Origin of the sequence: Nocardioides lacusdianchii (genome assembly GCF_020102855.1) — a bacterium.
Classification (GTDB): Bacteria; Actinomycetota; Actinomycetes; order Propionibacteriales; family Nocardioidaceae; genus Nocardioides; species Nocardioides lacusdianchii.
This window is the reverse complement of the sequence record NZ_JADHZD010000002.1, coordinates 341819-358610: the sequence shown is the minus strand read 5'-3', so window position 1 is coordinate 358610 and position 16792 is coordinate 341819. Positions and strand designations below refer to the sequence as shown.

General features: G+C 70.5%; 9 protein-coding genes. 6 read left to right on the top strand and 3 right to left on the bottom strand.

Annotated features, from left to right (window positions below; all coding sequences use genetic code 11):
- Positions 1–95: 95 nt before the first annotated feature.
- A complete protein-coding gene (locus tag IRX98_RS04370) occupies positions 96–2714 on the top strand; it encodes an FtsK/SpoIIIE family DNA translocase (RefSeq protein WP_224274164.1) in 2619 nt (872 codons plus the stop codon).
- The gene (locus IRX98_RS04365) at positions 2714–4360 is read left to right on the top strand and encodes a helix-turn-helix domain-containing protein (RefSeq protein WP_224274163.1); all 1647 of its coding nucleotides are present in this window, start codon (positions 2714–2716) and stop codon (positions 4358–4360) included. Before IRX98_RS04370 ends, IRX98_RS04365 begins: the two co-directional genes overlap by 1 nt.
- Positions 4361–4397: 37 nt before the next feature.
- On the opposite strand, the gene IRX98_RS04360 is transcribed toward IRX98_RS04365, so the two are convergent.
- Both IRX98_RS04360 and IRX98_RS04355 read right to left on the bottom strand, forming a co-directional pair.
- On the bottom strand, positions 4398–4898 hold the full coding sequence (locus IRX98_RS04360; protein WP_224274162.1) for an NUDIX hydrolase: 501 nt from the start codon (positions 4896–4898) through the stop codon (positions 4398–4400).
- A gap of 184 nt (positions 4899–5082) precedes the next feature.
- Positions 5083–6543: an HNH endonuclease signature motif containing protein gene (locus IRX98_RS04355; RefSeq protein WP_224274159.1), complete on the bottom strand. Its 1461-nt coding sequence runs from the start codon at positions 6541–6543 to the stop codon at positions 5083–5085.
- 346 nt (positions 6544–6889) lie between these two features.
- Here IRX98_RS04355 and rimO point away from each other — a divergent pair, with 346 nt between their 5' ends.
- The 4 genes from rimO to IRX98_RS04335 all read left to right on the top strand — a co-directional run bounded on the left by rimO (position 6890) and on the right by IRX98_RS04335 (position 14955).
- Positions 6890–8341: a 30S ribosomal protein S12 methylthiotransferase RimO gene (gene rimO, locus IRX98_RS04350; protein ID WP_224274244.1), complete on the top strand. Its 1452-nt coding sequence runs from the start codon at positions 6890–6892 to the stop codon at positions 8339–8341.
- Positions 8338–8961, top strand: a complete 624-nt coding sequence (pgsA, locus tag IRX98_RS04345) for a CDP-diacylglycerol--glycerol-3-phosphate 3-phosphatidyltransferase (protein ID WP_224274157.1) — start codon at positions 8338–8340, stop codon at positions 8959–8961. Before rimO ends, pgsA begins: the two co-directional genes overlap by 4 nt.
- A 141-nt stretch (positions 8962–9102) precedes the next feature.
- Positions 9103–12486 carry an ExeM/NucH family extracellular endonuclease gene (locus tag IRX98_RS04340; RefSeq protein ID WP_224274155.1) on the top strand — a complete coding sequence of 1128 codons (3384 nt, stop codon included), beginning with the start codon at positions 9103–9105 and terminating at the stop codon, positions 12484–12486.
- Positions 12487–12624: 138 nt separating this feature from the next.
- Complete coding sequence (locus tag IRX98_RS04335; RefSeq protein WP_224274153.1) at positions 12625–14955, top strand: bifunctional metallophosphatase/5'-nucleotidase; 2331 nt, start codon at positions 12625–12627, stop codon at positions 14953–14955.
- 65 nt (positions 14956–15020) lie between these two features.
- On the opposite strand, the gene IRX98_RS04330 is transcribed toward IRX98_RS04335, so the two are convergent.
- Positions 15021–16787 carry a glycoside hydrolase family 15 protein gene (locus IRX98_RS04330; protein WP_224274150.1) on the bottom strand — a complete coding sequence of 589 codons (1767 nt, stop codon included), beginning with the start codon at positions 16785–16787 and terminating at the stop codon, positions 15021–15023.
- Between the last annotated feature and the right edge of the window lie 5 nt (positions 16788–16792).

Genomic DNA, 16792 nt, shown 5'->3' with positions numbered 1-16792 from the left:
CTTTGCCCTCCCAGGGGTGACCGCCCGACGACCTCACCACGACACGCACACGTGTGGTCCCTGTGACTGGTGTGACGTGGCCGTAGGGTCGGACCATGGCGACCCGTACGTCTTCCCCGCCGGGGTCGCGGAGCTCGAGCACGTCTGGAAACAAGCGCACCACCAAGGGTTCGAGCACCCGATCACGGAGTACCAGCAAGCCCTCCACTTCGTCCGCGAAGGGCCGGAGCCGCTCGAGCGCGTCCTCGCGCCGACCTGCATCGCGTCCTGCGCCCCGCGCCGTACGCAACGGGCCGGGGCCGGTCTCGCGCTCGTTCGGTGCCATCGGACGGGGGATCGCCGCCGTGTGGCTGGGCCTGGCCCACGGCCTCGGCGCCGTCGCCCGCTCCATCGGGCAGTCGGCGCGCGACCTCGACCCCGAGCACCGCCGCGACGGGGTCGGGCTGTTCCTCTTCGGCCTCGCCACCGTCGCGGCCGCCGCCGTGTGGTGGCAGCTGCCCGGGGGAGTGATGGACTTCGCCCGCTCGGTGACCGCCGGCGCCGTCGGCAAGGTCGGCTGGCTCGTGCCGCTGTTCCTCGTCTGGGCCGGGTGGCGCACTCTGCGCGACCCCGAGCGCAACGGACCCGCCGGGCGCCAGGTGATCGGCTGGTCGGCCTTCGCGCTCGGCCTGCTCGGCATCGTGCACATCGCCAACGGCAACCCGCAGCCGGTGCTCGGTGACGCGTCGAACCTCCAGGAGGCGGGCGGCGCGGTCGGCTACGTCACCTCGAGCCTGCTGCTCGACCTCATGCAGACGCCGTACGTCGTGGTGCCCCTGCTGGTGCTGCTCGCGACCTTCGGCATCCTCATCATCACTGCGACCCCGGTCTACCAGGTCCCCGCGCGCCTCGCCGCGCTGCGCGACCAGGCGCTGGGCCGCACCCACGCCGAGCCCGAGGCCGAGGAGCCCACCAAGCCGGTGCGCACCCGCCGCCGCTCGGCGCTGGACGACGAGGTCGACCCCGAGATGGGCGACCCGGCCTACGACAGCCCGGTGCTGTCGGACCGCGAGCTGAAGAAGCGTCGCAAGAAGAAGCCCGAGGTGGCCGAGGAGCCGTTCGAGGACTACGGCATCGACCTGTTCGCCGACGCCCCCACCGAGGTCAGCCCGGCGGTGCCGGACGCCCCCGCGGCACCCGAGGCGCTCGAGCCGCCGCCGCACACGCCGCTCCCGGCGCGGGTGGAGCAGCTGGCGCTCTCAGGAGACATCACCTACTCGCTGCCCGCCAACGAGGTGCTCAAGCCGGGGTCGGTCCACAAGGCCAGGTCCAAGGCCAGCGACGCCGTCGTCGAGCGGCTCATGCAGGTGATGGACGAGTTCAACATCGACGCCACCGTCACCGGCTACACCCGCGGCCCGACCGTCACCCGCTACGAGGTCGAGCTCGGCCCTGCGGTCAAGGTCGAGAAGGTCACCGCGCTGTCGAAGAACATCGCCTACGCCGTCGCATCGGCCGACGTGCGGATCCTCAGCCCGATCCCCGGCAAGTCCGCGATCGGCATCGAGATCCCCAACGTCGACAAGGAGATCGTCTCCCTCGGCGACGTGCTCCGCTCGTCGACCGCGCGCAACGACCACCACCCGATGGTCGCCGGGCTCGGCAAGGACGTCGAGGGCGGCTTCGTCGTCGCCAACATGGCGAAGATGCCGCACCTCCTCGTCGCCGGTGCCACGGGATCCGGAAAGTCGTCGTTCATCAACTCGCTGATCACCTCGATCCTGATGCGCTCCACGCCCGACGAGGTGCGGATGATCATGGTCGACCCGAAGCGGGTGGAGCTCAACGCCTACGAGGGCGTGCCGCACCTGATCACCCCGATCATCACGAACCCGAAGAAGGCCGCCGAGGCGCTGGCGTGGGTCGTGCGCGAGATGGACATGCGCTACGACGACCTGGCCAACTTCGGCTTCCGCCACATCGACGACTTCAACAAGGCCGTGCGGGCCGGGAAGGTCGAGGTCCCCGCGGGCAGCGAGCGGGTCCTGGCGCCGTACCCCTACCTCCTGGTCATCGTCGACGAGCTCGCCGACCTGATGATGGTCTCGCCGCGCGACGTCGAGGACTCGGTCGTGCGCATCACCCAGCTCGCGCGTGCCGCGGGCATCCACCTGGTGCTCGCCACGCAGCGCCCCTCGGTGGACGTCGTCACCGGTCTGATCAAGGCCAACGTGCCCTCGCGGCTGGCGTTCGCGACCAGCTCGCTGGGCGACAGCCGCGTCATCCTCGACCAGCCGGGCGCGGAGAAGCTCGTCGGCCAGGGTGACGGACTGTTCCTGCCGATGGGTGCCTCCAAGCCGGTGCGCGTCCAGGGCTCGTGGGTCACCGAGGCGGAGATCCACCAGGTCGTCAAGCACTGCAAGGACCAGCTCGAGCCGACCTACGTCGAGGACGTGACGGCTCCGAAGGAGTCCAAGCGCGAGCTCGACGACGACATCGGCGACGACATGGAGCTCGTGGTGCAGGCCATCGAGCTCGTCGTCTCCACGCAGTTCGGCTCGACCTCGATGCTGCAGCGCAAGCTGCGCGTCGGCTTCGCCAAGGCCGGGCGCCTGATGGACATCATGGAGAGCCGTGGCGTGGTCGGTCCCAGCGAGGGATCCAAGGCCCGCGACGTGCTGGTCAAGCCGGACGAGATCGACGCAGTGATCGCCACTCTGGAGGGGGGAGCCTGATGGGCGCCGCAATGCACGAGACCGAGGTCCACACCGACGAGACGGGGCAGGGGGGCGGGCACGGTGACGTGCTGAGCGTCGCGCCCGACGTCGTGGAGGTACGCCGCCACGCGGGCGTCGCCGCCGGTGTCGGGCTGACTGCTTCCGCCGTGGCCATCGCCTACCTCGGCCGCGCCACCCAGAGCGGGTCCGCGCTGGACTGGGCGTTCGTCGTCGCGATGGGCCTGCTCGGCGCCTACTGGCTCATCGGGCTCGTCGACTCGCGCACGCCCCTGCTCGTCGCCGACGCGCAGGGCATCCGGATCCGGCTCGGGCGCACGTGGCGCGGGCTGCCCTGGACGGCCGTGCACCACGTCGAGCACAGGCCTCGCCGCGACCTGCTGCACGACGGCCGCCTGGTCGTGGTCCCGCACAACCTCGAGCTGATCGAGGCGGAGCTCACCGGCGCCGGCAAGCGGCACACCAGCTTCTCCCGCCTGCTGCACGGCGCGCCCTTTGCGGTGCCGCTGGGGCTCTCGACGCGCGTCGTCGGGGCGGGTGACGACCTGTCGGAGGCACTGGTCCGCGTCGCACGCGATGCCGGTCAGGTCGTCGTGCTGGAGGACGTGGCTCCCGACGTCGCCGACGACCTCGCTGCCGAGGAGTCGCCGGTCGACGAGGCTCCCGTCGTGGAGGAGCCGGCCGACGAGCTGGTCGCCAGCCCGACGCCGGCCGCGCTGCGCGAGACGGGCGCCGGGCGTCGCTCGGAGGTCCGCCGCGACATCGACGACGCCGAGGTCGACGAGCTCGAGGGTCGTGAGCTGCGCCGTCCGGGCCGGGTCAGCCTCGTCGAGGAGACCCAGTCGTGGGGCGACCGCGTGCGCGCCATCGCCCACCCGGGCGAGCCGGTCGAGCCGCTGGTGCTCGACGACTTCGAGGTCGAGCCCGCCGAGGACCCGGTCATCGGTCCCGAGCTGGCCGCCGCCCGCACCCGCCTGGGCCTGACGGTGGACCAGCTGGCCGACCGCACCCGCATCCGCCCGCACGTGATCGAGGCCGTCGAGGTCGACGACTTCGAGCCCTGCGGTGGCGACTTCTACGCCCGCGGTCACCTGCGCACCCTCGCCCGGGTGCTCGGCATCGACGTGGCACCGCTGCTGGCGTCGTACGACGAGCGTTACGCGCACGCCCCGATCAACCCGCGCCGCGTCTTCGAGGCCGAGCTCGCCACCGGCGTGAACGGCTCGATCCGCGGCACCCGCGGTGGCCCGAACTGGTCGGTGCTCGTGGCCGTGGTCATGGCCCTCGTGCTGGCCTGGTCGATCGCCCGCCTCGTGATGGACACCCCGCCCGAGCTCCGCGGCAACAACCCGGTGCTCAACGGGTCCGGAGGACCGCAGGGCGCCGGCAACGCGCCGCTCGCCGAGCCCGTCGCGGTCGTGGTGAGCGCTCCGGGTGGTGGCGCCCGCATCGTCGTGCGCGACGGTGCCGGCGAAGAGGTCTTCGGCGGTGCGTTGGCGGCCGGCCAGAGCCGCGAGATGAAGGCGTCCCCGCCGGTGCGGGTGATGTCGACCGACGGTGCCGTCACGGTGTCGATGGCCGGCGCCGAGGCCAGTGCGATCGGCGAAGCCGGCGTGTCCGGTCAGCGCACCTTCGTCGCGCCCTGACCGATCCTCCGGCCGGGCTCAGTCGGCTCGGCGGAGGCTAGAAGGAACCTCGCAGCAGGCCGAGCTCGTCGGCGTGCCGGAGGACGTCGGCGTGGATGGGGTCCTCGCCCGCATCGAGGTAGGCCGCCGCCTGCGGTGCCGGCAGGGTCAACACCTCGACCACGGTCTCGCCGTCGGGGGGATTGGCCGGCGGGCCGGCGACTCGCACTCGCCCGACGGCGTAGGCCCAGTAGGCCAGCGGATGAGGAAGGTGTGGTCGATACGGGTGCTCCCGTTCGCTGGTGACCCGGTGCGCGGAGAACTGGATCACCGGTCCTACCAGGACGGCACCCGCCTCTTCGAGCAGCTGTCGCCGCGCGAGCTCCCTGAGGGACTCGCCCGGCTCCCGGGTTCCACCCGGCAGGAAGCGCCATCCCTCGGCGCTCCGGCACACCACTACCTCGTGCTGCTCGGTCACGGCGACGACGTGCAAGCGCGCGACGAGGTCGTCGGGCGCGAGTCCGCTGGAGTACGCAATCCTCGCGTCCGCATAGTCCACGTACGTCTCCTCGAAGAGTCGAGGAAAGCGGCTTGGCCAGTCGCTTGACGTGAGGTCCACCTGGCTCAGCATGTCAGTCCGCGCGCCTCGTGCGCTCGCGTTGCCGGCCCAGCCCGCAGCCGTGACGCTGGTCGGACGTGCCTGTGCCCCCGCCATCGCAGAGGTGGCGGGGTGTGGGGCGGGGTCATCTTCGAGGTGACGGGATCCGGGGTGGTCTTGGACCTGGGTCGGGTGGGTCGAGGGCGGTGGTGCCGGTGCGGTCGCGGCGGTAGCGGTGGCCGTGAGGTGAGGTCCACTCGAAGATCCCGGGCGCGACCATGTCGTAGTACCAGGCGGAGTGGGTCTTGAGGCGGTGGTGGAACCGGCACATCGCGCCCAGGTTCTCGGTCTCCGTGGGCCCGGACTGTGGCCGACCTTCTGCTTCGGCGTCGTGGTCGTACTCGATGACGTGGTCGACGTCGCAACCCCTGGCTGGTCGACCGCAGAATGGGAACACGCAGGTGCGGTCGCGGAGGACCACGTGGTCGCGGATTCGGTCGGGGATCTCGTAGCCCGGCGCGGACTTCTCCTGGTTGAGGTCGATGACGGGCTTGACCGTGACCTGCGTCCGCGAGTCGGCGCACCACGACTTCAGCTGCTCGAGCAGGAGCAGACGCTGGCCCTCCTCGAGCCGGCCGGTCGCCCCGAACACGGTGGTGTCGCCGGACAGGCTGGCGTCGAAGTGGGCGTGGAGGACGACCTCGCGAGCGGCGGGCAAGACCGACCCGTCTTCCTCGGTGGTTGAGGTGCGAGCGGAGCGAGCCTCGAAACCAGTGCCGGCTGTCTGGCCCTGGTGGAAGAGATCGAGCGCGGTCTGCGTACGGGCCAGGTCGCCGAGCGCCTTGGCCCGCCGTGCGTCGAGGGATTGCTGCGAGCCGAGGGCCTTCTGGGTCGCGGCGCCGTGAGCGAGGGCCTGGTGGAGGTCGAGTCCGTCGGCGAGGTCGATCTCGGCCTCGAGCCGCACGGTGCCGGCGAAGTGGACGTCCCGGTCGTGGATCGTGACGTGCCGGGGGTCGACGTGGAGATAGCCGTCCTCGGGATCAGCCGCCGGGTCCGCCTCGGCCAGGTCGAACCGCTTGATCGTCTCCGCGACGAGGCGGTCCAGCTGCGCGGGGCCGATCTTCCCGGCCACGGCGGCGACCTGCGCGTCGACGAACGCCGCGGCCTCGACCGTCAACGAAGGGGTCGAGTGGATGGTGACCTCAGCAACGGCCCGGGCCCGCCACGCAGGGACGCGTCCGGCGTGGACATGCGCCCACAGCCGCGGCAGGCGGTGACGCAGCTCGAGGGCGTGGCCGATGAGCTTCTTCGCGGACACCGAGGTGATGCCGAGGACGGTGCCGAGCTCGGCGACGCAGAACTCCGCCACCAGCGGCGTACCCAGGCCCGCGATCGGCTCCTCCTGCTCACACCCCGGCACGGTGAACGACGCGGCGGAGTGGATCGACTCCGGAGGATGAAGATCTGCCCACCGGGCAGCGAGGTCGAGCTGGCGGGCTGCTTCGGTGTTCTCGATGGAGCGGGAGGCCTTGATCGAGGCGAGCAGGGCTGCGGGGCCGAGGACATCTGCCCCGGCCTCCCGCTCCGCCTCCACCATCTCGATCATGCGTTCGATCCTAGGGAAGGGGTCCGACAACGGCCCGGGTCTCGATACGCCTCCGCTCGTACCTCGCTCCGGCTACTCGACCACCGAGAGGGAGGGACCGCTCCGGCTACTCGACCACCGAAGGAGAGCGATGGTTTCGAGGCTCGCTGCGCTCTCACCTCAACCGGCGGTGAGTGAGGAGCCGGGCGGGCGTACCGGGCCGCTCGGGCGGCGACGGGTGGGCGTGAAGGGACGGGTGAGTCGGCTCACCGCGCCGGGAGTGCGGCTCCGTGCGCACGGAACCGGCATACTCACGGGTGCGATGACGACCACTGAGCACGAGCCCCAGGCCGAGACCCCGACCCCGCTGAACGTCGCCGTGGTGACCCTCGGCTGCGCCCGCAACGAGGTCGACTCCGAGGAGCTGGCCGGTCGGTTGGAAGCCGGCGGCTTCATCCTCGTCAACGACGCGGAGGACGCCGACACCGTGGTGGTCAACACCTGCGGCTTCGTCGAGGCGGCCAAGAAGGACTCCGTCGACACGCTCCTCGAGGCCGCCGACCTCAAGGTCGAGCACGGCGGGCGTGCCCAGGCGGTCGTCGCGGTCGGCTGCCTCGCGGAGCGCTACGGCAAGGACCTCGCCGAGTCGCTGCCGGAGGCCGATGCGGTCCTCGGCTTCGACGACTACCCCGACATCGCGGCCAAGCTGCGCGCGATCGTCGGCGGCGAGACGCACCACCCCCACACGCCCTCGGACCGCCGCCGCCTGCTGCCGATCACGCCGACCGAGCGCGATGCCTCCACCATCTCGGTGCCCGGCCACGACGTTCGCGCCGACGTCAGCGACATCGGTGCCGGTGCGCCCGCGACGGGTCCCCGAGCCGTACGCCGTCGCCTCGACGCCGGCCCGATGGCGCCGCTCAAGCTGGCGAGCGGCTGCGACCGACGCTGCTCCTTCTGCGCCATCCCGAGCTTCCGCGGCTCCTTCGTCAGCCGTCGCCCGAGCGACGTGCTGCAGGAGGGCCAGTGGCTCGCCACGCAGGGCGTCAAGGAGCTCTTCCTCGTCAGCGAGAACTCCACGTCCTACGGCAAGGACCTCGGTGACCTGCGCCTGCTCGAGACCCTGCTCCCGGAGCTGTCGGGCATCGACGGCATCGAGCGCGTTCGCGTCTCCTACCTCCAGCCCGCCGAGACCCGCCCGGGCCTGATCGAGGCCATCGCGGACACCCCGGGCGTCGTGCCCTACTTCGACCTGTCCTTCCAGCACGCCAGCGCCACGGTGCTGCGCCGGATGCGCCGCTTCGGCGACCCCGAGTCGTTCCTGGGCCTGCTCGAGCAGATCCGTCGCCTCGCCCCGCTGGCGGGTGTGCGCTCCAACGTCATCGTCGGCTTCCCCGGGGAGACCGAGGAGGACCTGCAGACGCTGTGCGACTTCCTCGAGGCCGCACGCATGGACGTCACCGGGGTCTTCGGCTACTCCGACGAGGACGGCACCGAGGCCGCCGGGTTCGGCGACGACATCAAGCTCGACGACGACGAGATCCGCGCCCGGACCGAGCACGTCACCGCGCTGGTCGAGGAGCTCAACTCCCAGCGCGCCGAGGAGCGTGTGGGGGAGGAGGTCGTCGTGCTCGTCGAGCACGTCGACCCCGACGACGACACCGTCGAGGGCCGGGCCGCGCACCAGGGCCCGGAGGTCGACGGTACGACGCTGCTCACCAGCGCCGAGGGCGCGAAGGTCGGCGACCTGCTGACGGCCACCGTCACCGGGACCGACGGCGTCGACCTGATCGCGCGAGTGGACGGAGCCACCCGATGACCACCGAGCAGAAGCAGGTCTCGAACCTCAACATCGCCAACGTGCTCACGGTGCTGCGCATCGCGCTGGTGCCGGTCTTCGGCTGGGCATTGCTCCAGGACGGCGGCGACTCACCTGGTTGGCGCTGGATCGCCTTCGGCATCTTCGCCGTCGCGATGATCACCGACAAGGTCGACGGCGACCTGGCCCGCAAGCACGGCCTGATCACCGACTTCGGCAAGATCGCCGACCCGATCGCCGACAAGGCGATCACGGGCATGGCCTTCATCGGACTCTCGATCGTCGGCGACATCTGGTGGTGGGTGACCGCCGTGGTGCTGCTGCGCGAGTGGAGCGTCACCCTGCTGCGCCTCTCGGTGCTGAAGTCCGTCGTCATGCCCGCCGCACAGAGCGGCAAGATCAAGACGGTGCTGCAGGCCTTCGCCCTCGCCGGCCTGCTCTGGCCGCTGCCGCACGGTGATGCGCACGGCGGTGCCTTCGACTTCTGGCGCGGTCCGCTGGGCGAGGTGCTGTTCTACCTGAGCCAGGTCCTGCTCGCCGGCGCGGTCGCGATGACCATGTGGTCGGGGTGGGAGTTCGTCCGCGAGGTGCGCAAGCAGCGGGGCTCGCGGGGCCACTGAGATCCGGGTCACAGGTGTCGCCAAACCTGCATGTGAACTTTTGGCAACACTCGTACGAAAAGGTCGGCTCCGGGGGTCCGTTTAGGGCTCGGTGTGGGTGAAGATGCGTCGGTCACGTCAAACCGAACCATCGGAGCACACATGCGCACACCCGCGCTCCCTTCGCCGCGACGCATCGCGGCTGGAGCCGGTCTGGTCCTCCTTGCGGCCGGACTCACCCCCATCGCAGCATCTGCCAACCCCGCCGGCACCGAGCTCGTCATCAGCGAGGTCTACGGTGCGGGTGGCAACGCCGGCGCCGTCTACAACGCCGACTTCGTCGAGCTCGCCAACCCGACCGACTCCGCCATCGACCTCGCCGGCAAGTACCTGCACTACCGCTCCGCCGCGGGCGGTTCAGGTGGCAGCACCTTCGCCCTGAACGGTGCGGTCCCGGCCAACGGCACGTGGCTCGTCCAGATGTCCAACACGGGTGCCAACGGCGTAGCCCTGCCCCCACCTGACCAGACCGCGTCCCCTGCCTTCACGATGGCGGCTGCTGGCGGTCAGGTGTTCCTTCTGGACCAGGCCACCGCGATCACGACCGGCGGCAACATGGCCGGCGTCGCGGGTGTCCTCGACATGGTGGGTGCCTCCGGCGCCACGAGCTTCGAGACCGCAGCCACCAGCGCCGGAGCCACCACGACCCAGTCGCTCAACCGCACGGCCGACACGGACAACAACACTGCGGACTTCGCGCTGGCAGCTCCGAGCCCGACTGCCGCGGACACCACCGCTGGCCCGCTCGAGGCCACCTCGCCCGGCGCCAAGTCCGGTCAGGTCGGCCAGCCCATCGCCGGCTTCACGCTCCAGGCCACGGGCGGCACCTCGCCGTACACCTGGGCGGCGACCGGCCTCCCCGACGGCGTCACCGTTGACGCCAGCGGCGCCGTGTCCGGCACGCCGACCGAGGACGGCACGTTCGACGTGACCGCGACGGCCACCGACTCGGCGACGCCGACGGCGGCGACCGACGACGTGACCTTCACCCTCACCGTCGCTCCCGCGGCGTCGCTCATCTCCATCGCCGAGGTCCAGGGCACCGGCGGGGCCACCCCGCTCCTCGGCCAGGACGTCAAGACCCAGGGCGTCGTCACCGCGACGTTCCCGACCGGTGGCCTCAACGGCTTCTACATCCAGACCCCGGGCGCCGACACCCCTGACGCCTCCGACGCCGTCTTCGTCTACGGCGGCACGAGCGGCTTCACGACCTACCCGGCCGTCGGCGATTCCGTCGAGGTCACGGGCGAGGCGGCGGAGTTCTCCGGCCAGACCCAGATCGTGGCCGCCCAGTCCGGCGTGGTCGCGATCACGCCCTCGCTCGGCACCGTGACCCCGAAGACCGTGGTCCCCGGCACCGACTGCGAGCTGCCCGGAACCGCGTGCCTCGAGGCCGCCGCGCTCAACACCGCTCGTGAGGTCGCCGAGAGCGAGCTCTTCCAGCCGACCGCCCCGTGGACTGCCACCGACGTCTACGACGGCAGCCCGTTCTGGCAGGGCACGTCCTTCTCCAGCGCCTTCCGCGGCGAGATCGGTGTCGCGGCCAACAGCGACATGCCCCTGGTCACCCCGACCGAGGTCGTCGACGCCCAGGCCACCGCCGACATCGCCGAGCGTGTGAAGTACAACAACGCGCACCGCATCGTCATGGACGACGGCTCCAGCGTGACCTACTCCTCGGGCGCGAACAGGGACCTGCCGTTCCCGTGGTTCACCGCGGACCACAGCGTCCGTGTAGGTGCGGAGATCAGCTTCCCGAAGCCGGTCGTCTTCACCGAGGGCTTCGGCACCTGGCGGATCCTGCCCCAGTCGCAGATCGTCGGTGACCCCACCGGCCAGATCGACGTCGAGCAGACCCGCGCGGACAACCTGGCCCCCCAGGACGTCGGCGGCGACGTCAAGCTCGCGACGTTCAACGTGCTGAACTACTTCCCGACCACGGGTGAGGAGTTCGTGAGCTCGGGCCTCGGCACCTGCACGTTCTACAACGACCGTGCGGGCAACCCGATCACCAACAACCAGTGCAACCCGAACGGGCCCCGCGGCGCCGCCAACGACGTGAACCTCCAGCGCCAGCAGGACAAGATCGTCGCGGCGATCAACACCGCCGACGCCGACATCGTCTCCCTGGAGGAGCTCGAGAACTCGGTGAAGTTCGGCAAGAACCGTGACTTCGCCATCAACGAGCTCGTCGCGGCCCTCAACGACGACGCCGGCGCCGGCACCTGGGCGGCCGTCGCGTCGCCAGCTACGCTGCCGACGCTCGCCGAGCAGGACGTCATCCGCAACGGCTTCATCTACAAGCCCGGCAACGTCGCGCTCGTCGGCGACTCGGTCGTCCTGAGCGACGAGTCCGCATCCGGCGAGGCGTTCGAGGACGCCCGTGAGCCGCTCGCCCAGGCCTTCAAGCAGGTCGGGACGGCTGACGCGGACGCGTTCGCGGTCATCGTCAACCACTTCAAGTCCAAGGGGTCTGGCAACCCGGACCCCTTCGGTCAGGGCAACGCCAACGACCAGCGCATCGCACAGGCCGAGAGCCTGGTGACCTTCGCCGACGAGTTCAAGACCGCTCGCGGCATCTCGCGCGTCTTCCTCGCAGGTGACTTCAACGCCTACTCCGAGGAGGACCCGATCCAGGTCCTCAACGCAGCGGGCTATGCGAACTTGGAGTCGACCAGCGACCCCGACGAGGAGACCTACAACTTCGACGGCATGGTCGGCTCGCTCGACCACGTGCTTGCGAACGAGGCGGCCTTCGACGACGTCAACGCGGTCGACGTGTGGGAGATCAACGGGTCGGAGTCGGTCTACTACGAGTACTCCCGCTTCAACAGCAACGTGACCAACCTCTACGCGCCCACCCCCTTCCGGTCCTCCGACCACAGCCCCGAGATCGTGGGGATCAACGTGACGGAGCGCCAGCCGGTGAGCACCACCGTCACCGGATCGGCGGCGCCGGTCGAGTACGGCTCGGAGGGGTCGGTGTCGATCGAGGTGCTGCCGTCCACCGCGACGGGCTCCGTGACGGTGACCAAGGACGGGGACGCGCTGGGGTCGGCCACGCTGGCATCCGGTGCTGCGACCGTCACGCTTGCCGCCAAGGCGCTGCCCATCGGCACGCACGAGCTGACGATCACCTACTCCGGAGACGAGTGGCACGAGGCATCGACCGGATCTGTGTCGGTCACGGTGACGCGTGCGTCGGCCACCATCTCGACCGAGGTGAGGCCGGAGCAGGTCGTGGCGAAGAACACCACGGCCGAGGTCGTGGTGACCGTGACCGCCGACGGCCTCACGCCGACCGGCACCGTCCTGGTAGCGGTCGACGGCCGCACATACCGGGCGTCGTTGACCAACGGCAGGGCCGTGGTCGAGCTCAAGAAGTTCAAGAAGCCGGGCACCTACGACGCAGCAGTGTCCTACTTCGGGGATGCCTACACGAAGGCCGCCACTGTCATCGTCAGCATCGAGGTGGACGGGCGGTGACGTAGCCGCTCTGACCACCGACTGCGGGCGGCCAGCCATCTCGGGCTGGCCGCCCGACCGCAACGTCCCTGGCCCCGACCGCTCCGGCGGTCGGGGCTAGGGTGATCCGACTCACACACATTGAAGAAAGGCCACTTCGTGTCAGCATCACGATCCGGTCGCAAGGTCGCCCTTGCCGCCACCCTCACAGGGCTGGTCGCCGCGCCGCTCGCCGTCATCACGGCGAGTCCCGCGCAGGCCGCTCCTGTCGACATCCAGATCCTAGCGACGAACGACTTCCACGGTCGTCTGCTCGCCAACGGCTCCGAGGCGGGTGCCGCGCAGTTCGCCGGCGCGGTCGCCCAGCTCGAGTCCACCAACCCCAACACGATCTTCGCCGCAGCAGGCGACCTCATCGGGGCCTCCACCTTCGAGTCCTTCATCCAGCAGGACAAGCCCACCCTCGACGCGCTCAACGCGGCCGGCCTCGACGTCTCGGCGGCCGGCAACCACGAGTTCGACCAGGGCTACGGCGACCTCGTCAACCGCGTGATGGCGCCCTTCGACGCCACCACCAACCCCTACGGCGGCGCGCTGTGGCAGTACATCGCCGCCAACGTGCGCAAGAAGTCCGACAGCTCCTACGCGCTGCCCGACATCACCGCGCGCACCCCCGACGCCAACGACAGCTCCGATGGCGGCACCTGGACCACCACGGTGGGCGGTGTGGAGGTCGGCTTCATCGGTGGAGTCACCGAAGAGCTCTCCTCGCTGGTGAGCCCGGCCGGCATCAACGACGTCAAGGTCTCCAGCATCGTCGCCGAGACCAACGCTGCGGCCGACCGGCTCAAGGCCGACGGCGCCGACATGGTCGTGCTCCTCGTCCACGAGGGTGCCCCGTCGACGGCGATCGCCGACGCCAGCACCAACGACAACCCGTTCAGCCGGATCGTCAACGGCGTCGACGGCGATGTCAGCGCGATCATCTCCGGCCACACGCACCTGGCCTACAACCACGAGATCAACGGTCGTCCGGTCGTCTCGTCGGGCCAGTACGGCACGAACCTCAACCAGCTGGTCTTCACCGTCGACCCCGACACTGACGAGGTCACTGTCAAGACCAACGCGATCGTCGCCGCGTCGTCGCTCCCGCTGACCGACCAAGCAGCGATCGACAAGAAGGCCGAGGTCAAGACGATCGTGGACGCGGCCGTCGCACGCGCCGACGTCCTCGGCGCGGTCGAGCTCGGCAAGCTCGGCGGCCCCTTCGGTCGTGCCCGCCTCACGGACGGCACCACCGAGAACCGCGGTGGCGAGTCGACCCTGGGCAACCTCGTGGCCGAGGTGCAGCGCTGGGCGACCAGCACCCCGGAGGCAGGCGCGGCGCAGATCGCGTTCATGAACCCCGGTGGTCTCCGCCAGGACATGGTCGGCAACAACGCCAGCGGCTACCCCGCCACGCTGACCTACAAGCAGGCCGCGGTGGTCCAGCCGTTCGCCAACACGCTCTTCAACATGAAGATGACGGGCGCGCAGATCAAGACCGTGCTCGAGCAGCAGTGGCAGCGCGACGACAAGGGCGCCGTCCCGAGCCGCCCGTTCCTGCGGCTCGGCACGTCCGAGGGCTTCCTCGCCACCTACGACGCGACCCGCCCCGAGGGCGACCGCGTCACGGGCATGTCGCTCAACGGCAAGGCGATCGAGCTCGCGACGACCTACTCCGTCACGGTGAACTCCTTCCTCGCCTCCGGTGGTGACAACTTCCGCGAGTTCGCCAAGGGCACCGCCCGCCGCGACACCGGCAAGGTGGACCTCCAGGCGATGGTCGACTACATGGCCGCGTTCGCCAGCAAGACGCCGCTCGCCGTCAAGCGCGACCAGCGCCAGGTGGGCGTCACGTGGCCGGCCGACAAGCCGCGCTTCTACCGCATCGGCCAGGACGTCGAGCTCAAGCTGTCCTCGCTCGCGATGACCGCCGCGTTCGACGCCAAGGACGCGTTCCTCAACGTCAAGGTCGGCGACCGGACGCTCAACCCGACGCCGGTCGACAACACCGTCGACCCGACGCCGTTCGACGAGAGCGGCCGCAGCGCCGTCGACGTCAAGCTCAAGGGCAAGACCCGCACCGGCAAGCAGCTGCTGACCTTCACGGGCCCGACGACCGGCACGACGTTCTCGCTGCCGATCGAGGTGCGCAAGGCCAAGGGCGTGCTCAAGGCCCGCACCAAGCCCGGTCGCATCGTCCGCGGCGAGACCCGCACCCGGGTCAAGATCAAGGCCTCGGCGTTCGGCATCTCCAAGGTGACGGGCAAGGTCAAGGTCAAGGCAGGCGGCAAGACCTACAAGGTCAAGCTCAAGAAGGGCAAGGCGTTCCTGCGCCTGGATCGCTTCGCCAAGACCGGCAAGAAGAAGATCGTGGTGTCCTACCTGGGCAACCGCAAGATCCGTGGCGACAAGCAGGTCATCCGGATCAAGGTCACGCGCAACTGATCACGCGCACCTGACACACCAGTCCTGAGGCCCGGTCACCGCGAGGTGGTCGGGCCTCAGGCATGTCAGCGCAGGGAGAGCGCCGCCTGCACCAGCGTGAGGTGGCTGAAGGCCTGCGGGAAGTTGCCGGCCATCCGGGCCTGCGCGACGTCGTACTCCTCCGAGAGCAGTCCTACGTCGTTGGCCAGGCCGCACAGGCGCCCCATCAGCTCCTCGGCCTCCGGGCGACGTCCCGCGGCCGCGAGCGCGGAGACCAGCCAGAAGGAGCAGGCGAGGAACGGGTGCTCGTCGCCGCTCAGGCCGTCCACCCCCGAGACGGTGCGGTAGCGCAGCAGCAGGCCGTCGCGCATCAGGTCCTCAGTGACGGCGTCGATCGTGCCGAGCACCCGCGGGTCGTCGGGCGGCAGGAAGCCGACGAGGGGGATGGTGAGCAGCGAGGCATCGACCTCGGCGGTGTCGTAGTGCTGGGTGAAGGTGCCCCGCTCCTCGTCGTAGCCCTTGTCGAGCACCTCGTCGCGGACCCGGTCACGCAGCTCGCGCCAGCGCTCCACCGGTCCCTCCAGCCCGTGCTCCTCCACCGCGCGGATCGCGCGGTCGAAGGCGGCCCAGACCATGACGCGGGAGTGGGTGAAGTGGCGTTGCGGGCCGCGGATCTCCCACAGGCCGTTGTCGGGCTCGTCCCAGTGCTCGGCCAGGTCGTCGACCAGCGCCCGCTGCAGGGCCCACGAGTTCGCGCTCTCGTGCAGGCCCGCCTCTCGTGCGAGCTCGAGGGCGATCATCACCTCGCCGAGCACGTCGTTCTGCCGTTGGCACACCGCGCCGTTGCCGATGCGCACGGGCAGGCTGTCGGCGTAGCCGGGCAGGTGCGGCAGCTCCATCTCGGGCAGCTGGCGGCCTCCGTCGACGGTGTACATGATCTGCAGGTCCGCCGGGTCGCCGGCGACCGCGCGCAGCAGCCAGCCCCGCCACGCGAGCGCCTCGGTGTCGTAGCCCGCGCCCAGCAGCGACTCGAGCGTGAGCGCGGCGTCGCGCAGCCAGCAGAAGCGGTAGTCCCAGTTGCGCTCGCCCCCGAAGTCCTCCGGGAGCGACGTCGTCGGCGCCGCGACGATGCCACCGGTCTCGGCGTGCGTCATCAACATCAGCGTCAGCAGGCTGCGGCGGACGAGGTCGGCGTGCGGCACGTCGTCCGGGCAGCGCTCCGACCACGCCCGCTGGTGGGCCGTGGTCGCCTCGATGCGCTCGGTGAGCCCCAGGGGCGCCGGGACCTCGCGCCACGACCGTGCCCACGTCATCGAGTAGGTCAGGGTCTCGCCGGCCGACAGGTCGAACTCGTCGCGGTGGTGGCCGGCGTGGCCGTGGGGCAGGCGCGGTCCCCGCAGCACGAACATGTCGGGTCCGGCGACGGCGATGACCACGTCCTCGTCGTGCGCCTGCTCGTGGCGCACCCACGGCCGCACCTTGCCGTAGTCGGTGCGCACGACCCAGTCGTGCCGCACCCGCACGGTGCCGCGCGTGCAGGTGAGACGGCGTACGACGTCCGCGCGCCCGTCACCGGTCGGCATCACGTCCAGCAGCACCAGCTCGCCGTCGGCGGTCGTGAAGGTGGTCTCCAGCAGCGCCGTCCCGTCGACGTAGCGTCGGCTGGTGGCGACGACCTCCTCGGCGGGGGCGAGCAGCCAGCGGCCGTGCTCCTCGGTGCCCAGCAACGCGGCGAAGCAGGCGGGGGAGTCGAAGCGGGGCAGGCACAGCCAGTCGATCGAGCCGTCCTTGCCGACCAAGGCCGCGGTGCCGCGATCGCCGATGAGCGCATAGTCCTCGATGGGGAGTGCCATGCCGC

Excerpts from the sequence above, each read along its gene's own strand:
- IRX98_RS04370 (WP_224274164.1), top strand. The coding sequence starts at position 96 with ATGGCGACCCGTACGTCTTCCCCGCCGGGGTCGCGGAGCTCGAGCACG.
- IRX98_RS04365 (WP_224274163.1), top strand. The coding sequence starts at position 2,714 with ATGGGCGCCGCAATGCACGAGACCGAGGTCCACACCGACGAGACGGGG.
- IRX98_RS04355 (WP_224274159.1), bottom strand. The coding sequence starts at position 6,543 with ATGATCGAGATGGTGGAGGCGGAGCGGGAGGCCGGGGCAGATGTCCTC.
- pgsA (WP_224274157.1), top strand. The coding sequence starts at position 8,338 with ATGACCACCGAGCAGAAGCAGGTCTCGAACCTCAACATCGCCAACGTG.
- IRX98_RS04340 (WP_224274155.1), top strand. The coding sequence starts at position 9,103 with ATGCGCACACCCGCGCTCCCTTCGCCGCGACGCATCGCGGCTGGAGCC.
- IRX98_RS04330 (WP_224274150.1), bottom strand. The coding sequence starts at position 16,787 with ATGGCACTCCCCATCGAGGACTATGCGCTCATCGGCGATCGCGGCACC.